The organism is Pseudomonas sp. MF4836 (assembly GCF_002018875.1).
GTDB lineage: Bacteria > Pseudomonadota > Gammaproteobacteria > Pseudomonadales > Pseudomonadaceae > Aquipseudomonas.
The window spans coordinates 13,240-31,138 of the sequence record NZ_MVOL01000003.1 but is presented as its reverse complement, the minus strand read 5'-3'; the positions used below and the strand labels follow the sequence as shown (position 1 = coordinate 31,138).

The following is a 17,899-nucleotide window of genomic DNA, read 5'->3' as shown; positions in this document are numbered from 1 at the left end:
CGATTGAACATGAACACAGCCTTGAATTCGATTTTCACCACCCTGGCCGAGGCCGCCGAACAATCACGCGCCCAGGGCGATAAATGGATCGTCATCGACTGTGCCTACCAGCACCTCGACGCCCTGCGCCTGCATGACTACCCGCAGGTACTGGAGCAGATCCTGGCCTTGGTCGAAACCTATCCGGAACTGGATTACGGCGGCCCCGGACCGTTCGGGATGCTGATCGAAGCCCAGGCCATTGCGGCCTATGAAGGGGCGCTGCTGGCGTCCCTGGCGCGCCAACCCAGCTGCCAGGTCCTCGGTTGGCTGAGCCGCACAATGCAGCTCGAAGACGCCGAGCGTAACGCCCTGGGGCTGATTTCACGGGCGCGTTTTGCGCAACTGCTGGAGGACGTCCAGGTCCATCCATCAGTGCCTGAGGGCTGCGTTGATTTTGCCCAGTTCTGCCAGGAAGACGATCAACCAGAAACCTGAGTGCACTCCCCTTTGAGGCTGACCCCATGAGCGCTACCCACTCCCACGCCCAGACCCTGGCCGCCATCGCCCATTGGGTTGCGCAACACGCGCCAGACCTGCCGCCGATGTTCCGGCCCGGCGCATCAGAGGCAGAGATGGCCGAGGCTGAATGCCAGCTTGGGCTGCCCCTGCCGCCCATGCTGCGCGCGCTTTATGCCATCGCCGACGGCCAGACCGAAGGCGCCGCCACGCTGCTGGATGCTTTTGCCTGGATGCCCTTGAGCGAGGTGGTGGATCGCGCGGCCTTCCTCAACGAGTTCTTCCCGGGCGGGATCAACGAAGAAGACCCCGACCACGAGCCGATGCAGGTGGATGCCGGTATTCGCCCGACCTGGTGGTGGCCGCAATGGCTGCCGATCATGGCCAATGGCGGCGGCGATTATCTGTGCGTCGACCTTGACCCGGCACCCGGCGGGCAGCCCGGGCAAGTGCTCGCCTACTTCCATGACGAGACCTATCGCAGCCTGGTAGCGCCCGGGGTCGAGGGCCTGATCGAGCACGTCGCCAGGGGGCTGGCCAACGGCACTCTCGACCTCACGGACGGCATGCTCTGCGAGGTCTAGCAGGCGACCTCAGAACACCCCGCGCGCCTTCGCCAGCCCCAGGCGCTGCTGCTCGGCGTCGATCAGGGCATCGATCTTGCGCTTGCCGGTCCACAGCGCCAGGCTGCTCAGGGCCGGTGGCAGGGGCTGCTGGATCAGCGCCAGCAGGTCCAGCCCCGGGGTCTTGATCAGGCGCAACTGGGTCAACCGGGAGGCGGCCAGCCCCGTAAGCCCGGTCAGGCCCGTGAGGTTGTCCAGGTGCAGTTGCTCAAGCAGCGGCGCCCGCTCCAACGCCAGCTGCGAGAGCTGCGCCTGATCGGCCACGTAGAGCTTTTTCAGTGCCGCAAAGCGCCCCAGGTCCAGCTCGGCCAGCCCCCGCACCCGCAGCACTTCCAGGCTGTCGAGTTGCTGGTGGTGCAACTCCGGCATGGCCTCGCGGCTGCCAAAACTCACCGACAATTGCCGCAGGCCGCGCATCGGGCTGACCATCTCCAGCGAGGTCTTGGCCGGCAACCGGTGCAAGGCCAGCCGGGTGATCCCCGCATGCTCGGCCAGCACCCGCAGGTTGTGGCTTTGCGCGCTGATTGAAAGTTTCTTCAGCCCGGGCATGCGGGCAATCGGCGCCAGGTCCAGCGGCGGGCCTTTGTCCTGGGAGACATGCAGCTCCTGCAGTTGGCCCAGGTTGGGCAAGCCGAGGATATCGGGCGTATTGCCGATGCGGATTTGCAGCCCGAACTCCGTCAGCGCGGCCAGGCCCGCCAGCGCGCCAAGGTCGCCGCGGGTCTCTTCGCAGTCCAGGGTCAACGAGCAGACATGGGGCAGCAGGCGCAGGTTGGCGCAGTCGAACGCATCATTCGGGTAATGGGAGTAAAAACGGACGTTGATCCGCCGACCGTACTCTTTGCACAGCGCATCCAGTTGGGTCAGCAGCGCGGCGTCGTACTGATCGGAGCGGTAGAACTGCACGATGACCTGGTCCAACTGGTCGTCATCCAGTCGGGAGCGAACCCGAGGTTCCAGGTCGAGGTGGGTTACGTCATACAGTCGGTTGTTGGACATGTGCGGTCCTTCGTCAGTGGCGCGAAAAGAATACAGGCTTCGGCCACACAACAGGCTGCGCGTTCACGGCTCAGGGGACAGCTCGCGTTCCATGACAATGGTGCGCTCGCCGTCGTCCTCGATCTCGCGCACCACCTGGTAGCCAAGCCGCGCGTAGAAGGCCTGGGCGGTCAACGATGACGGTACTGCCAGCACCGTCACCCCAGCCTCGCGGGCCGCGCGCTCGACCACGAACATCAGGTGCCGCCCGATGCCGCGCTTGTGCATCCGAGGGTCGACAAAGACCGAGCGCACCGCGCGCCCGTCGAGGCTGGCGGTGCCGACCGGGACGCCGCCGATCAAGGCCACGAACATCTGGCGCTTCTTCATCAGTTCGGCCACCGCGGCCGGAGTGAAACTCTGCTGCACCCGGGCGATGACACTGGGCGGATAGTCCTGGGCGTTGCTGCCGAGCAACGCTGCAAGAATCACCTGGCTGACTCCAGGTGCATCGCTGTCACGGGCCAATCGAATCAGACACGGCATAACTTCTCCCGCTATGAAACCGCACACTTGACTGCTCAGCATAATCCAAGCGCAGGTAGTTTTCGTACAGTGCCCAAGGCTTATGGCATCTGGAACACCAGACACGGGCTGTCGTTCAGGCGCCCTTCAAAGGCCGGGGTGGATGGCTCCAGCACGCTGCCCTGCAACAGCGCCCGATCCTTGCGCGCCACGATTACCCAGGCCCCGCGTGGCAGGGCGTCCAGTTGTGCACGCTGGGCCTTGGCGATAAACAGCGGCTGCTCGTCGTGATCCAGGTTCATCATGTAGCGCACGGCCCAGGTGTCCTGGCCGAGGTTGAAAAACACCAGCGGCCCCGGGTTGGCGGCGCGCAACCCTTCGACCTGATCGACAAAACCCCGGGTGTCGAACTGCAGGTCCTTGGCCGGCTCCACCACCTTGATCAACAGCCACCATTGCGCCGCCAGCGCGATCAGGCTGAGCAACACCAGGCGGCGGCCCAGGGCCTGGCGCGTGCTGCGCCAGCCCTGGATGGCCAGCAGTTGCAGAAGCACAAACGTCCCCACCAACAGCGGCAGGGACACCGGCGGCCAGTAACCGTGCTTGTGCCAACTGTGCCGACAAACAAACAGCACCAGGATGCACAACGCCGGCAACACCGCCACCAGCCAGGTGTAGGCGCCTCGCACCTTGAGCATCCAGCCCTGGGCGTTGAGCAGGCCGTAAGCGGCCACCGCCGCGAACATCGGCACCATGGGCAGGATGTAATAGGCACGCTTGAAGTGCGGCACCGATAGCCCCAGCAGAAGCATCAGGCCGCATGCCCCCAGGCGCATCACCAATTGCAGATCGCCCTGGGCATGCCGCAGGTGCCACTGCCGGCGCAGGGCAAACAGCGTCGCCAGGGCCAGGGGCACCACGGGGAAGTAGCGATACAGGCTGAGCTGGAAGTAGAAATAGAACGGCTCGCCGCTTTCATCGAGGCGACCGCTGACCTGCATGTTGAACACCTGATCGGCAAACGCCTGGCCGCCGCTGAGGCGCGCCAGGTGCATCAACCCCCACCAGCAGCCCGCCAGCAGCACCAGCCCGAGCACGCCATAGGCCAGTACCCGCTTGAGCACCAGCAATCGCTCGGCGCGCGAACGCAGCGGCCCCAGCAGGCAATAGGTACAGGCCACGCCGCAGACTTCGATCAGCCCCAGCGGGCCGCGAATGACGAACGCCATCACCAGCAACGGCAACACGCCAAGGCGCCGCCAGCGCGAGCCGATCTGCTCGCCGCTGTGCAACAGGTAGAAGGCCCCCAGGCACAGCAGGGAGACCATCTGGTCGAGGCAGACCGAACGTGACTTCTCCAGCAACTGGGTGGTCAGCGCCGTGAGCAACACCGCCAGCAATGCCCAGGCCCGACCATGGGGCGCGAGCAGGCGATACAACAGCGCCAGCACACCGGCCGAGGCGATGGCCGTGGGCAAGACATTGGCCAAGTGGTTGGGCGCACCGAACAGCTGGGCCCACAGCCAACTGAACAAGGTCGCGGTGCCCGGGTAATCCGGGTACGGCTGGCCGTAGGTGGTGGGGAACAGGCTGGGGCCGTGGCGGAACATTTCCTGAAGGAACAGCGCCCAGCGTCCATCGAACCCCTGGGGCTGCTGGTCCCAGATCCCCAGGGTGAACAGCACCAGGGCCAGTAGCAGGATGCAGAACGATTCGACGCGATACCTTGTGTTGTGATCCATCGCTGACCCGTCAGGTTGATTCGCCGCTCAATGGGCGTGGCCATGGTGCCGGGGCAGCCCCTGAACGCCTCCTGAACGGGCGTTGAAAAATCCGGGCGGCCGTCCGCAAACCCCGCATTTGTTGTGCTGAAGAGTTTGCCCGATGACGAACGGCACACTCCCAATGACGCGCCGCGAACACGCCATTACAAGCGCTGCGCGGCCGAGCGGGAGCAAGCTCCCTCGCCACAGTGGTTTCAATACAGATGAAGCAGCAGCGCGTAGGCGGCGGTGCCGATCACTGCGGTACTGATCAACCCGCACCCCGTGAGCAGCGCCAGGCCTGCCACCAGCAGCATAGACAGGCTGGCGGCGAGGGGGTCGCGGCTGATCTCGCTGTAGGCGATGTACAGCGCAAAATTGATAAACACCGCCACCGGCAGCACCCGCTCCAGGCAGCGTTGCAGGCTGCAGGGCAAGGGCACCCGGACCAGCGCCGGAACGACCCGCACCAGGCAACTGGCGGTGAACAGTGCGGCAATGGCCATCAGCGTCGAGGGGTTCATAGCTTGGCCCAAGTCAGGATCAGGGTCGCCAGCAGCACACTGGGGATCCAGAAATACACCGGCCCCAGCCACTGGATCAGCCCCCAGGCGCACAGCACGCACAACGTCAGCGCACCGAGCATCGGCAGCCAGCGCTCACGCACTTGCAGCAGGCGGCCACGCAGCTGGGAAATCGACAAATACATCAGCACCACGCTGGCCGGGTAGCCCAGGTTGACCTCGGCGCCGACCCACTGCGCCGGCAGCAGTTGGCCGAGCAGCGCACCCAGGACCCCGGCGGCGGCCCAGGTGAGAAAGATCGTGGCCCGAATCAACAGCACCGCCCCGGGCCCGTCCTGTTCCCGTTCGGTGGCGTAGGCTTCATCGCCGAGCATGTGCGCGGCCAGCACCTTGCGCCCCCAGGGCCGGGGCAAGCGGCCCGCGGTGGTAAAGGCAATCGGCAGGTAGCGGCTGTTGATCGAGGCGGTGACCAGCAGCATGGTGAAAAAGCCCGCCCCGGACTGCTCCAGGGGCAGCACCGCAAATTGCCCACTGCCGGAGAACCCCAGCACGCCGATCAAGGCCACCTCCAGCAGGGACCAATCCGCACGCCCCGCCAGCACCCCGAACAGCAGGCTGACCGGCACGATGGCCAGCGCCGTCGGTGCTACCCGGCGCCAGACACTCGAGCGGCCCGGTGTCCATTCCAACTCACTGCCTTGCATAACCACCTCCGATATCCCGCGGGCAGCATGCAAGGCTCAGGCAACAGGGTCTTGTACGATTGTGCGGGCTGGCGTCAGCCCCGATTCACCACAGGAAAACCACACAAACTCCACAGTGTGCCGCGCCCGCTATCGATAGCCTTTGCGCTCATCAGCCCTCAACGGTCCGCTTCCCCATGTCCCGAACCTCCACCCCCATTCGTACCGTGCGCGCCATTGACTGGTTTATCACCTACCTGGTCGGCGTCGCGGCGCTGTCCCTGGTTGTGGCCCTGTCGTTCGGCCTGCTGATGCTTGGTGGCAGCCCCACGCTGTGGAGCAGCCTGCCGTCGGTGATGTCTTTCAGCCTGGCGATCGGGTGTTTGAGCGTCATGGTGGTCGGCACCGTCGCGGCCCTGCCCTGCGCCCTGTTCTTCTGGCTGGCCCAGCGTTTTACCTGGCGCCATATCGCGATCTACCTGCTGTGCGGCGCCCTGAGTGCGCTGCCCACCATTCCCCTGGTGATGCAGTTGGATCCGGATTTCTATACCGATCCAGCCGAAGAGCAGGTATCCCCCAGCACCCTGGAGCGCTGCTGGCCCCTGGCGCCGTTGTTCGGCGCCTCGGGGGCCTTGCTGGGGGCGATATTCTGGTGGCGCAGCGGCCGGCACCTGCGCTGATCAAGGGTGCGTGCTTGCCATTGAGCTGCAGGAGCCGGTTTACCGGCGATGGCGCTGTCAGTTCTGCTGCGACAGGAACGGCAGCACCAGGGCGATGAACGCTTCAGGCGCCTCCTCGGTAATGAAGTGCCCGCAATCGGCGACGATGGCGCCCCGCAGATCCAGGGCATTGCCCTGCAAGGTCTCCAGCGGCGCATTGTCGGTGGCGTGCTGCGCGCCAATCGCCAGCACCGGCATGGCCAGTGGGGTCGCCGCCCGCAGCTGGTTCTGGCGGATGGTTTGCGGAATCGCCCGGTAATAACCAAAGCCGCCACTCAAGCCGCCCGGCGCCGAGTAGGCCTTGACGTAGGTGTCCACCGCCACCCGGTCCTGGCGGAACGACCACTTCTCGAACATGTAGGCCAGGTACTGCGCCTCGCGGCCGGTGATCAGCACCTCGGGCAAGTCCTGCAACTGGTTGAACATGAAGTGCCAGAGGAAAATATTCAGCTCCGGCGGGGCGAAGATCGACGGCGCCGGGGCCAGCCCCGGAATCACGGCTTCGGTGAGCACCAGTTTTTCCACCGCCTGCGGCTGGTCGCTGGCCAGGGCGTAGGCGATCCACATGCCCACGTCATGGCCCAGGACCGAATAACGCTCGTGCCCCAGAGCCTGCATCAAGGCATGCAGGCGCCCGGCACTGGTGCCGGTGTCGTAGCCGTCCCGGGGTTTATCCGACAGGCCCATGCCCGGCAGGTCCACCGCAATCGCCTGGTAGCCCTGCTCGGCCAACGCCTGCATCACGTGGCGCCAGGTGAACCAGGTCTGCGGCCAGCCCGGTATCAACAGCACCGGCCGACCCTGGCCTTGCGTCACGTAGTGCAGGCGCAGGCCGTCGATACGCTCATAACCGTGGTGCGGCTCATGTCCGGCAACGGCCGATTGTTCAGCGTTATTCATGCTCATCATCCTTATGCCGCGACCGGCGCAATGCCGAGTAGTTGATTGATCTGGGCCTGATCCACCGGAGCTCCGGCGAAGTCGTCGAACACCTTGTCGGTCACCTGGATGATGTGCTGGTTGATAAAGGCCACGCCCTCGCGAGCCCCCTGCTGCTGATCCTTGAGGCAGCATTCCCACTCCAGCGCCGCCCAGCCGTCGTAGTCATACAGGGCCAGCTTGGAAAAAATCCCCTTGAAGTCGACCTGGCCATCGCCCAGGGAGCGGAAGCGCCCGGCACGATCAGCCCAGCCCTGATAACCGCCGTACACACCCTGGCGTCCAGTGGGATTGAACTCGGCGTCCTTGACGTGAAACATGCCGATGAACTCGTGGTAGATGTCCAGGTAGTCCAGGTAATTGAGCTGCTGCAAGACGAAGTGGCTGGGGTCGAACAGCATCTTGCAGCGAGGGTGATTGCCCACCCGCGCCAGGAACATCTCGAAGGTCACGCCGTCGTGCAGGTCTTCGCCAGGGTGGATCTCGTAGCACAGGTTCACCCCCTGCTCGTCACAGGCATCGAGGATCGGCAGCCAGCGCTTGGCCAGCTCGGCAAACGCCGAATCGATCAGGCCTTCGGGGCGCTGCGGAAACGGAAAGAAATACGGCCAGGCCAGGGAGCCGGAGAAGCTGCCCATTTCTGTCAGGCCCAGACGCCGCGAGGCCTTGGCCGACATCTGCAAACGCTCCAGTGCCCATTGGGTCTTGCCCGCCGAATTGCCTTTGAGCCGGGCCGGGGCAAAGCCGTCGCACAGGCTGTCATAGGCCGGGTGCACGGCCACCAACTGGCCGAACAGGTGGGTGGTCAGCTCACTGATCACCAGCCCGTGCTCGGCCACCACACCGCTGATTTCATCGCAGTAATCCTGGCTTTGCGCGGCCAGGCTGACGTCGAACAGACGCTCATCCCAGGCCGGCAACTGCAAGGCCTTGAAGCCCATGCCGGCGGCCCAGGCGGCAATCGACGGCAGGCTGTCGAACGGCGCCGCGGCGTCACTGAATTGAGCCAGGTGCAGGCTCGGTCCTTTAAGGGTTTTCATCGGGCACTCCTATTATTTGTCGGTCGACAAACAATAGAGGCAGCGCCATGACCCCGTCAATACGCGGGCTTGATTTTTTTGTCGATCGATCAATAATGCACGCCGGCACACACCCATCATTCAGGCGAGGCATCCACAGCATGGCCGGCAGACCCCGGGAGTTCGATCGAGACCAGGCCTTGCGCCAGGCCCGCGATGTGTTTTGGCAGCGCGGTTTTGAAGCCACGTCCATGGCCGACCTGGTGCAGGCCCTGGGCATCGCCTCGGCCCGCATCTACGCCGCCTTCGGCTCCAAGGAAGCGCTGTTTCGCGAAGCCATTGCCCTGTACGAGAACGGTGAAGGCGCCTTTGCCGACCAGGCCCTGAGCGAAGAGCCCACGGCGCGCGCGGCCATCGAGCGCATGTTGCGCGACGCCATCGAGCTCTACACCCGTCCCGACGGGCCCCTGGGTTGCATGGTGGTGTCATCGGCGACCAACTGCACCCTGGATAACGACAGCATCCGCGAGTGGCTGGCCGGGCATCGGCGCGACCGCACCCGCTCGATCATCCAGCGCCTGGAACAGGCCGTGGAGTCCGGCGAACTGCCGCGCCAGACCTCGGTGCAAGCCCTGGGCGACTGCTACGCCACCCTGCTGCACGGGTTGTCGGTGCAGGCTCGGGACGGCATCGAAAAACCACGGCTGCTGGCCACCCTGCCCATGGCCTTGGCAGTGTTCGATGCCGCGGCCGGCACCGGTCCGGCGTAAGCCTATCGGGTTGCGCAGGGCTCCTGGGGCGGGCGCCGGCCCTTGATCAGGCCCACGGCCAGCGCCGACAGAATCAACACCATGGCCAGCGCCTCCCGGGCGTCGACCTGATGCCCCAGCAGCAGCACCGAGCCCAGCACGCCGAACACCGGGATCAGCAACGACAAGGGTGCCACCCGCGACACCGGGTACTCGCGCAGCAACAGGTTCCAGCCCCAGTAGCAGAAGTGCGTGGCGCCATAGACCTGGAACGCCAGGGACCACAGGGTGCGTTGATCCAGCCCTCTCGCCAGGTTCACAAAAGGCGCCGAACCCTGGCTCAGCCAGGTCAGCGCAAACAGCGGCAGCGGCGCAAACAGGCTCGACCAGACCACAAAGGCAAAGATCTCGCGCACTCCGGAGCGCTTGATGATCACGTTGCCCAGGCTCCAGCTCAGGGCGCTGATCAACAACAGCCCGTAGCCCAGTGACGTGCCCTGCCCCGGGCTGCCTTGCAGGATGCACAGCAACCCCAGCGCCGCCAGCACCAGCCCGAGCACCTGCCCTCGGCTCAAGCGTTCGCCAAACAGCAACACCCCCCAGCCCAGGGTGAAAAAGGCGCTGAACTGGATCAGCAGCGCGGCGGTGCCCGGCGCCACGCCCAGCTTGATCCCGAGGTTGATCAAGGCCCACATCGCCACCCCGAAGATCACGCCATACGCCGCCAGCCAACCGATGGCGACCTGGGGCCTGCGGATAAAAAACACCCAGGGCAGGGCCGCCAGGGTAAAGCGCAGGCCCGTGAGCAGCAGCGGGTCGAGGTTGGCCAGGCCAAGCTTGGTGATCGGAAAATTAAAGCCCCAGAGCGCTGTCACCAGCACGGCCAGGATCAAGTGTCGCTTCTGCATCAGCTCGCGTTCCAGCACAAAGGCCCGCGCAGAGACGCGCCGGCGAAGATGCCACTATGACTAGCCCGGGCCATGGCCCGCTTGCAATGCCAGGCCATTGATCATTAAATTCGGGCCATGCGCCAGATAGATATCGATCCTTACGAAAACACCCCACGCGACGCCGTGGTCACCGCCAGCGACTACCACGCCGGCCAGCACTTCCCCCGCCACAGTCACCAACGCGGCCAATTCGCCCTGGCCGCCAGTGGCGTGATCACCCTGTTCACCGATGCCGGCAACTGGGTGGTGCCGCCGCAACGGGCAGTCTGGGTGCCCGCCGGCGTGCCCCATGAAATGCAGATGAGCGGCCCGGTGACCATGCTCAACACCTACATCCGCCCCCCCGCCGCCACCGCGCTCAAGCTGCCCGCGCGGTGCCAGGTGTTCGGTGTGTCCGAGTTGCTGCGCCAGTTGCTGCTGCGGGCCATGAACATTCCCGCGCTCTACGCCGAAGACAGCCACGACGGGCACTTGATGACCTTGCTGCTGCATGAAATAGCCGCCATGGCGCCGCTGTCGCTGAACGCGCCGCTGCCCGATGAACCGCGCCTGGCAAAAGCCTGCCAGCGCTTGCTGGCCCAGCCGTCCCTGGAAATCGGCATCGACTGCATGGCGCGCGAGGTGAACATGAGCCGGCGCACGTTCACCCGCCTGTTTCGCCAGGAGACCGGCATCAGTTTTGTCGAATGGCGTCAGCAGGCCTGCCTGTTGGCGGCCGTGGCGCGCCTGGGCGAGGGCGAGGCCATCACCCGGGTCGCGACCGACCTGGGCTATAGCAGCCCGAGCGCCTTCAGCAGTGTGTTTCGTCGAGTGCTGGGGGATGCGCCCAGTCGCTACTTTCCCAAACAGGCTGTGTGAGTCCAGGCCCGGGGGCCTGAACATCCTGGACCGGCAGATTGCCTGCCGGACCAGAGGCGAGTGGCTGCGCCCAGCGCAGCGTTCTACAGGAATACCGCCGAGAGCATGCCCAGGGCCCCGAGGCAGAACCCGATCAAGGCGCCACGCCCCGGCTGCTCATGGAAGATCGCCCAGATCACCAGCGGCTCCAGAAGCAGCAACGAGGTGACGGAGACCACGGTAATCAGCCAGATATCACCGACCGCGACATACCCCAGCCAGTACGCGCCAATCAGGCAGATACCGGCAAAGCACATGATCAACACCGGCAATGCCAGGTCGGCCCAGGTGGTGTTGCCGGTATGCGCCAGGCGCGCGGCGACCACTTCACTGTAGATGGCGCAGAACTCGCCCAGCACCATCAACCCTACAGCAGAAACTCCGAGTAACTCTTTGGACATGAGACAAACCCCTTTGCATTGAGAGCCAGATTTTTCAGCTCCCAGGCAGCTATGGCTCCGTTGACGGAGCCTCCATGGCAATGCGCGGGGGTTTGCGGCGGCTCAGTAATCGTGAGGAACCTGAACATGTCCATCTCCTTCTCGGGTGTTGCAAAGGGGGTTGATACAGCGCAACGAGGCCCGAGTGCGCTAGCATCACTGCCCTGCGCCTCCAGCCTCGCTGGCAGAGACTATCGCGATTTGCCCGGAAACCTGAAATGCCTGTTGCCCGCTCCCTCGATGCCTTGGAACACCAGATTCTCGACCTGCGCGATGTCGGCAACTCGATCATGGGCATCCAGGCCTGGGAGTCCGGGTCGGTGGAAGACGCCGCACGCCGCTTCGGACTGCTCGACAACCCCGGCATCTATCGCGCAATCAGTGCCGAAGAGGCCGAGCAAGTGCTGGTCTGGCTGTTGCGGCGCGACATGGTCCACCGCCTGAAACTCATGCCCAGGGCCCAGGCCCAGCGCTTCGCCGCCGAACTGATGACCCATCTTGCCGCCCCCGGCGCCGCCTTCTATACCAACGGCCCGCTGATCAAGACCCCGGACAACCCCGGCGGCGAGGTCAACTGGACTGCTGTCAGCGACTGCACCTTCGACAGCGGCGTACTGGCCCTGGCCCCCGGGCGCATCGCTTGCGCCTGGTTTCAGGAGGAGGACTGAGGCCATGCCGCGCTTTGAAGTCTGGCATCACGCACAGCTGATCGGCTGGTCCGAACTGGAGTCCGGCGACCCGCCCATGGGCGTGGCGTTCGGCCTGTTTATCCCGGCGCCGGCCTATGCCCAGGTGCAAGCGCTGATCCGCGCCCGGGCCGAAAGCGATCAGAGCGACCTGCACCTGAGCGTGCTGCACCAGGGCCAAGCGCTGGTCTGCGCGGGTGTCTACATCCAGGACTTTTCCGCCGACTGCGGGGAAGACGCCATTGAAGTCACGGTCCTGGGAATCAGCGAGCCGCCCTACGCCGAGCTGTTCGCCCAGCACGCGGCGGCGTATTGGCGGCCGCAAGGCTGAAGCCCGCGAGCATCGCGCCCGCCGTTCACGAATTGTTAAGAATTGGCCCCGTATACTTCGTCGATTGCCTCGCGGCACTTCGATCAATCCTCTACTGGTGGCCCCAAGCTCATGTCGCGACCCGCCCCGCTGCTCTTCCTGCTTGCCGGCCTGCTGTTCTTTTTCGCCCTGGGCAATCATCAGTTGCAAGGCTCCACCGAAGCCCGGGTCGCCGGGATCGCCATGCAAATGCACCTGGATAACGACTGGGTCACCCCGCGCCTGTTCGGCCAGCCCTTCCTGGAAAAACCGCCGCTGAGCCTGTGGCTCGACGCCGGCGCCATCCGCGCCTTCGGCGGCACCCCCTGGGCCGTGCGCCTGGCCTCGGCCTTTGCCGGTCTGTTCAGTGTGCTGCTGCTGTACGCCATGCTGCGCCGTTTTGGCCGGCCGACAACGGTGGCCTGGGTCGCGGCGGCGATGCTGGCGACCATGGCCAGTTACTGGAGCAACGTGCGCGGCGTGGGCGAAGACGCCTTGCTCAGCCTGGGCGTGACCCTGGCGCTGCTGGCGTTCTTCCAGGCTCAGCGCCGCGCGGCCGATCAGCAACCGGCGCTGCTGGCCTGGCTGCTGTTCGCCGTCGGGATCGCCATTGCCACCCTGAGCAAGGGGGTGCTGGGCCTGGCGATGCCCGGGGTGGTGATCTTTGCCTACCTGGTCGCCGACAGCCTGCTGGAAAAACGCTTGGCCCCGAGCCACTGGCTGCGCCCGGCGCTGTTTACCCTGCTGGGCCTGATCCCGCTGCTGATCTGGCTCTACCTGCTGTATCAGCGCGGCGGCCTGCAAGCCCTGGGCGAGGTGCTGTGGACCAACAGCGTCGGGCGCTTCGACGGCTCCTTCGAGGAAGCCGGGCATTACGAGCCGTTCTACTACTACCTGGCCAAGCTGCCCCAGGCCTTTCTGCCGTGGAACATCCTGGTCTACCTGGGCCTGTGGCACTTTCGCAAAAGCCTGATGGAGAACCGCTACCGGCTGTTCTTCAGTCTGTGGCTGGTGGCCCAGTTCACCCTGCTGTGCCTGGCGTCGAGCAAGCGCACGGTGTACCTGATGTCGCTGACGCCAGCCGCCGCGGTCCTGGCCGCCGAATACGCCGCCGTGCTGTATCAGCGCCTGGGCCGGCAGGCCGGCACGGGCAGCTGGCTGGGCAAACTGGGCCAGCACCGTCGTGGCCTGGCAGTGGGCATCATGACGCTGGTGGTGTGCAGCTACCTGGCCACCGCCCAGTGGGCCGCGCCCCGGGCCGACCGCACGCTGTCGTTCCTGCCGCTGATGAATCAGGTGCAGGCGCTGCAGGCTGACCAGCACCAGGTCGGGATCTATCAAGCCAATGAGCGAGTCGGCGGTGCCAGCGTGTTCTACACCCAAAGCCAGTTGCCGGACCTGCAGACCGAGGCCCAGTTGCACGCTTTCCTCGCGGCCTCGCCGCAACATGTGGCGCTGATGGCCGCCGAGCAGGAACCCCAGGCTCCGCTGCGGGTGGTCAAGAGCATGAAAGTCGGGCGCCAGGCTTACTATTTCGTCAGCCACTGAGGTCAACGGCAAAAAAACGGCACCCCGATCAGGTGCCGTTTTTTATCTCGCGCAGGGCCCGGTTGAAAGCCCGCCCGGTTCAGCGGCGGTCCAGCCCCAACGAACGCCAGTCGCTGGCTTCAATAAAGCCAAGCATCTTCGGCGCGGCCTCCAGGCTCGCACTGGAGACAAACAGCGAGGCGCCATAACCAAAGCTTGAAACCGGCAGCTTCAGGTCTTTCTCCAACTGCGCCATGCATTCGCTGTGGGTCACCAGAATCAGATTGCGCCCCGGCACCTTGTGCGCCAGGGCATCGCGCAACATGGTGTTCTTGCAGTTGAACAGCCAGTCCTCGCCGCTGCCGGCGTCGCTGAACATATAGCCCGCCGTCTGCACCGCACGGGTCAGCGGGCTGTGGTAGATGTCGGAACGGTCCAGGCCCAGGTGTTCGAACTGCGCCCCGACCCCGACTGCCACATCGCGGGAACGATCGGTAATGCCGTCGGCCGCTCCCAGGCACGCGGCCCTGGAGTGATCGCAACGCTCCACATGGCGCACCAGGACGATCATCTGGCCACTGGCCCAGCCCGCATTCAGCGCCTTGAGTCCCGCCCCATTGCCATGGGCCAGGTCCGGCACCGCCATCGGCTTGAGCAGCCACAGGGTCAGCGGCAGCACCAGCAGCGCAGCCAGCAACACCACGGCGGCGTTTTTGAAACGCGCCAGGCGGCCAAAATCCGGCACTCGTCGGGTCAGGGCAAAACCGAGTCTTGATTCCACGTGCACGCTGCCTCTCTGACAATGACCGGGACTACCAGCAGCCAACGCAGACGCTACCTGGCCCGGATGACAATTGAACGCTCAACGGCGCCGTCAACCGGCGGGCAAGCGCCGAGTGACGCCAAGACTCTAAGCAGCCCGGCGTAGGCCGGCGGTGAAATGGATGTGAAAAAAGTCTCAACCCGCAGCCGAGCCCCCCCGGACAACCCCGACCATCCGCCTATTGCGCTAATCCCGACAAAAACGTTTTAGCAATCGCATTTGCCGCCGATATCCCCCTACGAACACACCTTGCTGGCCACCAAAAACAACAATCTTCCGGCTACCTAACGATAAAGAAGCGCAACGTTCCTGGAGGAATTGAATGAATAGCTGGTTTGCCAACATCAGTGTCAACCTTAAGCTCGGCCTGGGGTTTGGCCTGGTCCTGGCCCTGACCACCATCCTCGCCCTGACCGGCTGGACCAGTCTGGGCAGCCTGATCGACCGCAGTAACTGGATGAGCGACATCACCCAGCTCAATGCCGGCCTGACCAAGCTGCGGGTATCACGCCTGCAATACATGCTGACCAATGGCGACGAAACCGCCGCGCAGAGCGTGCAGGCCACCCTCGATGCCTTCGTCGCCCAGCAGCAGAAACTGCTCAACAGCTTCAAGAGCCCGGACAACCTCAAGCTGCTCAAGGAGCAGAGCGCGACCATCAGCGCCTATCAGGCTTCGCTGAACAAAATGCGCAGCGCCTACCGCACCGGCAACACCGCGCGCGAGGCCATGGGCAACAACGCCGAAACCGCCAACGGCCTGATCAACGCGATCAACACCCGGGTGCAGCAAATGCCGTTGAGCGACGAGCGCTTCGAGCAGTTCCAGGCCATCACCAAGGCCAAGGAAGCCTTTATGCTGGCGCGCTATGAAGTGCGCGGCTACACCGCCAACAGCAACCCGGAAACCGAACAGAAAGCCGTGGCCCAGCTCAATAACGCCATCGGCGAACTGGCCCAGCTCAACACCCACTTCAGCAGCACCCAGCAGGACGCCCTGCGCCAACTGGAAGCCGCGCTGAGTGCCTATCGCACCTCGCTGCAAGCGTTCAAGGCGGCGTTCAGCGATGCGGTTCAAGCACGCAAGGAAATGACCGATCAAGGCACCGACATCGTTGCCCGCAGCGACGATCTGTACCAGATCCAGCTCGACCGTCGTGATGTCGAAAGCGCCCAGGCCCGCAGCCTGCAGTTGATCAGCACCCTGCTCGCCCTGCTGGTTGGGGTCCTGGCCGCGGTGATCATTACCCGCCAGATCACCCGCCCGTTGCGCGAAACCCTGGCTGTGGTGGAACGCATCGCCTCCGGCGACCTGACCCAGGATGTGCGCGTCACTCGCCGCGACGAACTCGGCGTGCTGCAACAAGGCATTGCCCGCATGGGCGTGACCCTGCGCGAGCTGATCAGCGGCATCCGTGACGGCGTTACCCAGATCGCCAGCGCGGCCGAAGAACTGTCGGCCGTGACCGAAGAAACCAGCGCCGGGGTCAACAGCCAGAAAATCGAGACCGACCAGGTCGCGACCGCCATGCATGAAATGACCGCCACCGTGCAGGAAGTCGCACGCAACGCCGAACAGGCGTCCCTGGCCGCAGCCGCCGCCGACGGTGAAGCCCGCCAGGGCGACAAAGTGGTGGCCGAAGCCATCACCCAGATCGAACGCCTGGCCAGCGAAGTGGTGCGCTCCACCGACGCCATGAGCGTGCTGCAACAGGAAAGCGACAAGATCGGCAGCGTCATGGACGTGATCAAGGCCGTGGCCGAACAGACCAATCTGCTGGCCCTCAACGCCGCCATCGAAGCCGCCCGCGCCGGAGAAGCCGGCCGTGGTTTTGCCGTGGTCGCCGACGAAGTGCGGGCCCTGGCGCAACGCACGCAAAAATCCACCGAGGAAATCGAAGCCCTGGTGGCCGGCCTGCAGAACGGCACCCAGCAAGTGGCCAACGTGATGAACAACAGCCGCAGCCTGACCGACAGCAGCGTCGAACTGACCCGCAAAGCCGGCGTGTCCCTGGAAAACATCACCCGCACGGTGTCCAACATCCAGTCGATGAACCAGCAGATCGCCGCCGCTGCCGAACAGCAGAGCGCCGTGGCCGAAGAGATCAGCCGCAGCATCATCAACGTGCGCGACGTCTCCGAACAAACCGCCGCCGCCAGCGACGAAACCGCCGCTTCCAGCGTCGAACTGGCTCGCCTGGGCAACCAACTGCAAATGATGGTCAGCCACTTCCGCGTCTGACCCTCCCCCCATCGCCCCTGCAGCCCCCGCTGCAAGGGCGAACCCGTAGCCGCTGCATCCTCGCCCTCCACGGGCGGGAACTCACCCAGGCCTCAACTCACCGGGCGCGGTACACCGTCGAGCAAGGCATCGACCACGGCCCTGGCCATTTCCACGGAATGGATCATCGACCAGATCAAACCGCGCTCGATACCGCTGGCGCTGGTGATCTCATCGGCGGTTTCCTCGGCACACTTGAGCAACAGCGAGACATGCAGCAGCGCTTCTTCGGCGTTCACCCCCGGGCGTACGGCGAACAGCGGCCGTCCTTCACCGTCGCGGCAACCAAAGGTCGTGGCTCCCGTGACATTCAAGGTGTGATGCAACGGCGGCGTGGCATCGCTACTTTGCAGAGCCTGGAGTAGGGTTTTATTGGGCACTTCCAGTGCGCTGATCAGCTCACGACTGGGTTGCGGGAAAGGTGGACCGGGAACGATCTTCTTCATGGCACACAGCTCCTTCTTGGATGAAGGCCGCCAGCATCACTTGCAGATGATGGGTGGCGGCTACGTGCAGGTCTGCAAGACCGGGAAGAAGAAGCAAGCCCGGCAGACCCGAAGGTCTCCCACACGTAGCCACCATAAATCGAACTGAAAACTCAGTGATTCAGCGTGGACGCTTAGCGCTTCTTGCTTGTTCGGGCTTGCAGACCCGGTCGCTGAATAGGCAGCGACGGGCGAAGACTAGGCCCGGACATTCAGAAGGCGCAAGACAGTGAAACAGCTGAAATGTAACCGGCCGATTCTCTCGGAAAAGCCCTACAAATCAAAGAGAAAAACCGCATTAGCCAGTCGAACTTATCGCCGCTCCAACACACAGTCCTTCCGAACCGACGTCCGAACGCGGCCCGAACCTTCGGCAGCGGCTACAGGGTTGGGGTTGGGGTTGGCCATTTACTTTGTCGTGGGTTTCAAATTACCTTGCAG

At 64.4% G+C, this 17,899-nt stretch carries 20 protein-coding genes and 1 pseudogene; 10 read left to right on the top strand and 11 right to left on the bottom strand.

Annotated features, from left to right (window positions below; all coding sequences use genetic code 11):
* Window positions 1–9: 9 nt before the first annotated feature.
* Complete coding sequence (locus MF4836_RS06890) at window positions 10–477, top strand: hypothetical protein (RefSeq protein WP_238596133.1); 468 nt, start codon at window positions 10–12, stop codon at window positions 475–477.
* Between the two features lie 26 nt (window positions 478–503).
* Window positions 504–1,082, top strand: coding sequence for an SMI1/KNR4 family protein (locus MF4836_RS06885; protein WP_078469727.1), 579 nt, complete (start codon window positions 504–506; stop codon window positions 1,080–1,082).
* 9 nt (window positions 1,083–1,091) lie between these two features.
* Here MF4836_RS06885 and MF4836_RS06880 read toward each other — a convergent pair whose 3' ends face one another.
* From MF4836_RS06880 to MF4836_RS06860, 5 genes are all read right to left on the bottom strand, one after another.
* Complete coding sequence (locus MF4836_RS06880; RefSeq protein WP_078469726.1) at window positions 1,092–2,120, bottom strand: hypothetical protein; 1,029 nt, start codon at window positions 2,118–2,120, stop codon at window positions 1,092–1,094.
* Window positions 2,121–2,183: 63 nt separating this feature from the next.
* A complete protein-coding gene (locus MF4836_RS06875) occupies window positions 2,184–2,645 on the bottom strand; it encodes a GNAT family N-acetyltransferase (protein ID WP_078469725.1) in 462 nt (153 codons plus the stop codon).
* Between the two features lie 80 nt (window positions 2,646–2,725).
* A complete protein-coding gene (locus MF4836_RS06870) occupies window positions 2,726–4,366 on the bottom strand; it encodes a glycosyltransferase family 39 protein (RefSeq protein ID WP_078469724.1) in 1,641 nt (546 codons plus the stop codon).
* A 236-nt stretch (window positions 4,367–4,602) separates the two neighbouring features.
* Window positions 4,603–4,911: a hypothetical protein gene (locus MF4836_RS06865; protein ID WP_078469723.1), complete on the bottom strand. Its 309-nt coding sequence runs from the start codon at window positions 4,909–4,911 to the stop codon at window positions 4,603–4,605.
* On the bottom strand, window positions 4,908–5,615 hold the full coding sequence (locus tag MF4836_RS06860; protein ID WP_078469722.1) for an AzlC family ABC transporter permease: 708 nt from the start codon (window positions 5,613–5,615) through the stop codon (window positions 4,908–4,910). The genes MF4836_RS06865 and MF4836_RS06860 overlap by 4 nt, the downstream gene beginning before the upstream one ends.
* Before the next feature lie 176 nt (window positions 5,616–5,791).
* Here MF4836_RS06860 and MF4836_RS06855 point away from each other — a divergent pair, with 176 nt between their 5' ends.
* Entirely contained in the window at window positions 5,792–6,274 is a 483-nt protein-coding gene (locus MF4836_RS06855) for a hypothetical protein (RefSeq protein WP_078469721.1), read from the top strand.
* Between the two features lie 57 nt (window positions 6,275–6,331).
* Here the strand turns inward: MF4836_RS06855 and MF4836_RS06850 are convergent, their stop codons facing one another.
* Window positions 6,332–7,213, bottom strand: coding sequence for an alpha/beta fold hydrolase (locus tag MF4836_RS06850; RefSeq protein ID WP_078469720.1), 882 nt, complete (start codon window positions 7,211–7,213; stop codon window positions 6,332–6,334).
* An 11-nt stretch (window positions 7,214–7,224) separates the two neighbouring features.
* Window positions 7,225–8,292 (bottom strand): sugar phosphate isomerase/epimerase family protein, encoded by a 1,068-nt coding sequence (locus MF4836_RS06845; RefSeq protein ID WP_078469719.1) that lies wholly within the window; start codon window positions 8,290–8,292, stop codon window positions 7,225–7,227.
* A 140-nt stretch (window positions 8,293–8,432) separates the two neighbouring features.
* On the opposite strand from MF4836_RS06845, the gene MF4836_RS06840 reads away from it, so the two are divergent.
* On the top strand, window positions 8,433–9,041 hold the full coding sequence (locus tag MF4836_RS06840) for a TetR/AcrR family transcriptional regulator (RefSeq protein WP_078469718.1): 609 nt from the start codon (window positions 8,433–8,435) through the stop codon (window positions 9,039–9,041).
* A 2-nt stretch (window positions 9,042–9,043) separates the two neighbouring features.
* On the opposite strand, the gene MF4836_RS06835 is transcribed toward MF4836_RS06840, so the two are convergent.
* Window positions 9,044–9,928 (bottom strand): EamA family transporter, encoded by an 885-nt coding sequence (locus MF4836_RS06835; protein WP_078469717.1) that lies wholly within the window; start codon window positions 9,926–9,928, stop codon window positions 9,044–9,046.
* Between the two features lie 117 nt (window positions 9,929–10,045).
* Here MF4836_RS06835 and MF4836_RS06830 point away from each other — a divergent pair, with 117 nt between their 5' ends.
* On the top strand, window positions 10,046–10,828 hold the full coding sequence (locus tag MF4836_RS06830; RefSeq protein ID WP_078469716.1) for an AraC family transcriptional regulator: 783 nt from the start codon (window positions 10,046–10,048) through the stop codon (window positions 10,826–10,828).
* Between the two features lie 83 nt (window positions 10,829–10,911).
* Here MF4836_RS06830 and MF4836_RS06825 read toward each other — a convergent pair whose 3' ends face one another.
* On the bottom strand, window positions 10,912–11,229 hold the full coding sequence (locus MF4836_RS06825; protein WP_020299973.1) for a hypothetical protein: 318 nt from the start codon (window positions 11,227–11,229) through the stop codon (window positions 10,912–10,914).
* A 296-nt stretch (window positions 11,230–11,525) separates the two neighbouring features.
* On the opposite strand from MF4836_RS06825, the gene MF4836_RS06820 reads away from it, so the two are divergent.
* The 3 genes from MF4836_RS06820 to MF4836_RS06810 all read left to right on the top strand — a co-directional run bounded on the left by MF4836_RS06820 (window position 11,526) and on the right by MF4836_RS06810 (window position 13,890).
* Window positions 11,526–11,975, top strand: a complete 450-nt coding sequence (locus tag MF4836_RS06820; RefSeq protein ID WP_078469715.1) for a hypothetical protein — start codon at window positions 11,526–11,528, stop codon at window positions 11,973–11,975.
* 4 nt (window positions 11,976–11,979) lie between these two features.
* Window positions 11,980–12,324, top strand: coding sequence for a hypothetical protein (locus MF4836_RS06815; protein WP_102047892.1), 345 nt, complete (start codon window positions 11,980–11,982; stop codon window positions 12,322–12,324).
* Window positions 12,325–12,435: 111 nt separating this feature from the next.
* A complete protein-coding gene (locus MF4836_RS06810) occupies window positions 12,436–13,890 on the top strand; it encodes an ArnT family glycosyltransferase (protein WP_078469714.1) in 1,455 nt (484 codons plus the stop codon).
* 79 nt (window positions 13,891–13,969) lie between these two features.
* Here MF4836_RS06810 and MF4836_RS06805 read toward each other — a convergent pair whose 3' ends face one another.
* Window positions 13,970–14,650 carry a histidine phosphatase family protein gene (locus tag MF4836_RS06805; RefSeq protein ID WP_078469713.1) on the bottom strand — a complete coding sequence of 227 codons (681 nt, stop codon included), beginning with the start codon at window positions 14,648–14,650 and terminating at the stop codon, window positions 13,970–13,972.
* Between the two features lie 364 nt (window positions 14,651–15,014).
* Here MF4836_RS06805 and MF4836_RS36115 point away from each other — a divergent pair.
* Window positions 15,015–16,028, top strand: a pseudogene (locus MF4836_RS36115) (methyl-accepting chemotaxis protein); the annotation flags it as partial.
* Between the two features lie 42 nt (window positions 16,029–16,070).
* Window positions 16,071–16,934 (top strand): methyl-accepting chemotaxis protein, encoded by an 864-nt coding sequence (locus MF4836_RS36110; RefSeq protein WP_443217305.1) that lies wholly within the window; start codon window positions 16,071–16,073, stop codon window positions 16,932–16,934.
* Window positions 16,935–17,026: 92 nt separating this feature from the next.
* Here MF4836_RS36110 and MF4836_RS06795 read toward each other — a convergent pair whose 3' ends face one another.
* The gene (locus tag MF4836_RS06795; protein WP_078469711.1) at window positions 17,027–17,419 is read right to left on the bottom strand and encodes a DUF6124 family protein; all 393 of its coding nucleotides are present in this window, start codon (window positions 17,417–17,419) and stop codon (window positions 17,027–17,029) included.
* Window positions 17,420–17,899: the final 480 nt, after the last annotated feature.

Excerpts from the sequence above, each read along its gene's own strand:
- MF4836_RS06840 (WP_078469718.1), top strand. The coding sequence starts at position 8,433 with ATGGCCGGCAGACCCCGGGAGTTCGATCGAGACCAGGCCTTGCGCCAG.
- MF4836_RS06860 (WP_078469722.1), bottom strand. The coding sequence starts at position 5,615 with ATGCAAGGCAGTGAGTTGGAATGGACACCGGGCCGCTCGAGTGTCTGG.
- MF4836_RS06865 (WP_078469723.1), bottom strand. The coding sequence starts at position 4,911 with ATGAACCCCTCGACGCTGATGGCCATTGCCGCACTGTTCACCGCCAGT.
- MF4836_RS06810 (WP_078469714.1), top strand. The coding sequence starts at position 12,436 with ATGTCGCGACCCGCCCCGCTGCTCTTCCTGCTTGCCGGCCTGCTGTTC.
- MF4836_RS06820 (WP_078469715.1), top strand. The coding sequence starts at position 11,526 with ATGCCTGTTGCCCGCTCCCTCGATGCCTTGGAACACCAGATTCTCGAC.
- MF4836_RS06880 (WP_078469726.1), bottom strand. The coding sequence starts at position 2,120 with ATGTCCAACAACCGACTGTATGACGTAACCCACCTCGACCTGGAACCT.
- MF4836_RS06835 (WP_078469717.1), bottom strand. The coding sequence starts at position 9,928 with ATGCAGAAGCGACACTTGATCCTGGCCGTGCTGGTGACAGCGCTCTGG.
- MF4836_RS06855 (WP_078469721.1), top strand. The coding sequence starts at position 5,792 with ATGTCCCGAACCTCCACCCCCATTCGTACCGTGCGCGCCATTGACTGG.
- MF4836_RS06815 (WP_102047892.1), top strand. The coding sequence starts at position 11,980 with ATGCCGCGCTTTGAAGTCTGGCATCACGCACAGCTGATCGGCTGGTCC.
- MF4836_RS36110 (WP_443217305.1), top strand. The coding sequence starts at position 16,071 with ATGGGCGTGACCCTGCGCGAGCTGATCAGCGGCATCCGTGACGGCGTT.
- MF4836_RS06830 (WP_078469716.1), top strand. The coding sequence starts at position 10,046 with ATGCGCCAGATAGATATCGATCCTTACGAAAACACCCCACGCGACGCC.
- MF4836_RS06890 (WP_238596133.1), top strand. The coding sequence starts at position 10 with ATGAACACAGCCTTGAATTCGATTTTCACCACCCTGGCCGAGGCCGCC.
- MF4836_RS06845 (WP_078469719.1), bottom strand. The coding sequence starts at position 8,292 with ATGAAAACCCTTAAAGGACCGAGCCTGCACCTGGCTCAATTCAGTGAC.
- MF4836_RS06795 (WP_078469711.1), bottom strand. The coding sequence starts at position 17,419 with ATGAAGAAGATCGTTCCCGGTCCACCTTTCCCGCAACCCAGTCGTGAG.
- MF4836_RS06875 (WP_078469725.1), bottom strand. The coding sequence starts at position 2,645 with ATGCCGTGTCTGATTCGATTGGCCCGTGACAGCGATGCACCTGGAGTC.
- MF4836_RS06885 (WP_078469727.1), top strand. The coding sequence starts at position 504 with ATGAGCGCTACCCACTCCCACGCCCAGACCCTGGCCGCCATCGCCCAT.
- MF4836_RS06870 (WP_078469724.1), bottom strand. The coding sequence starts at position 4,366 with ATGGATCACAACACAAGGTATCGCGTCGAATCGTTCTGCATCCTGCTA.
- MF4836_RS06825 (WP_020299973.1), bottom strand. The coding sequence starts at position 11,229 with ATGGTGCTGGGCGAGTTCTGCGCCATCTACAGTGAAGTGGTCGCCGCG.
- MF4836_RS06850 (WP_078469720.1), bottom strand. The coding sequence starts at position 7,213 with ATGAATAACGCTGAACAATCGGCCGTTGCCGGACATGAGCCGCACCAC.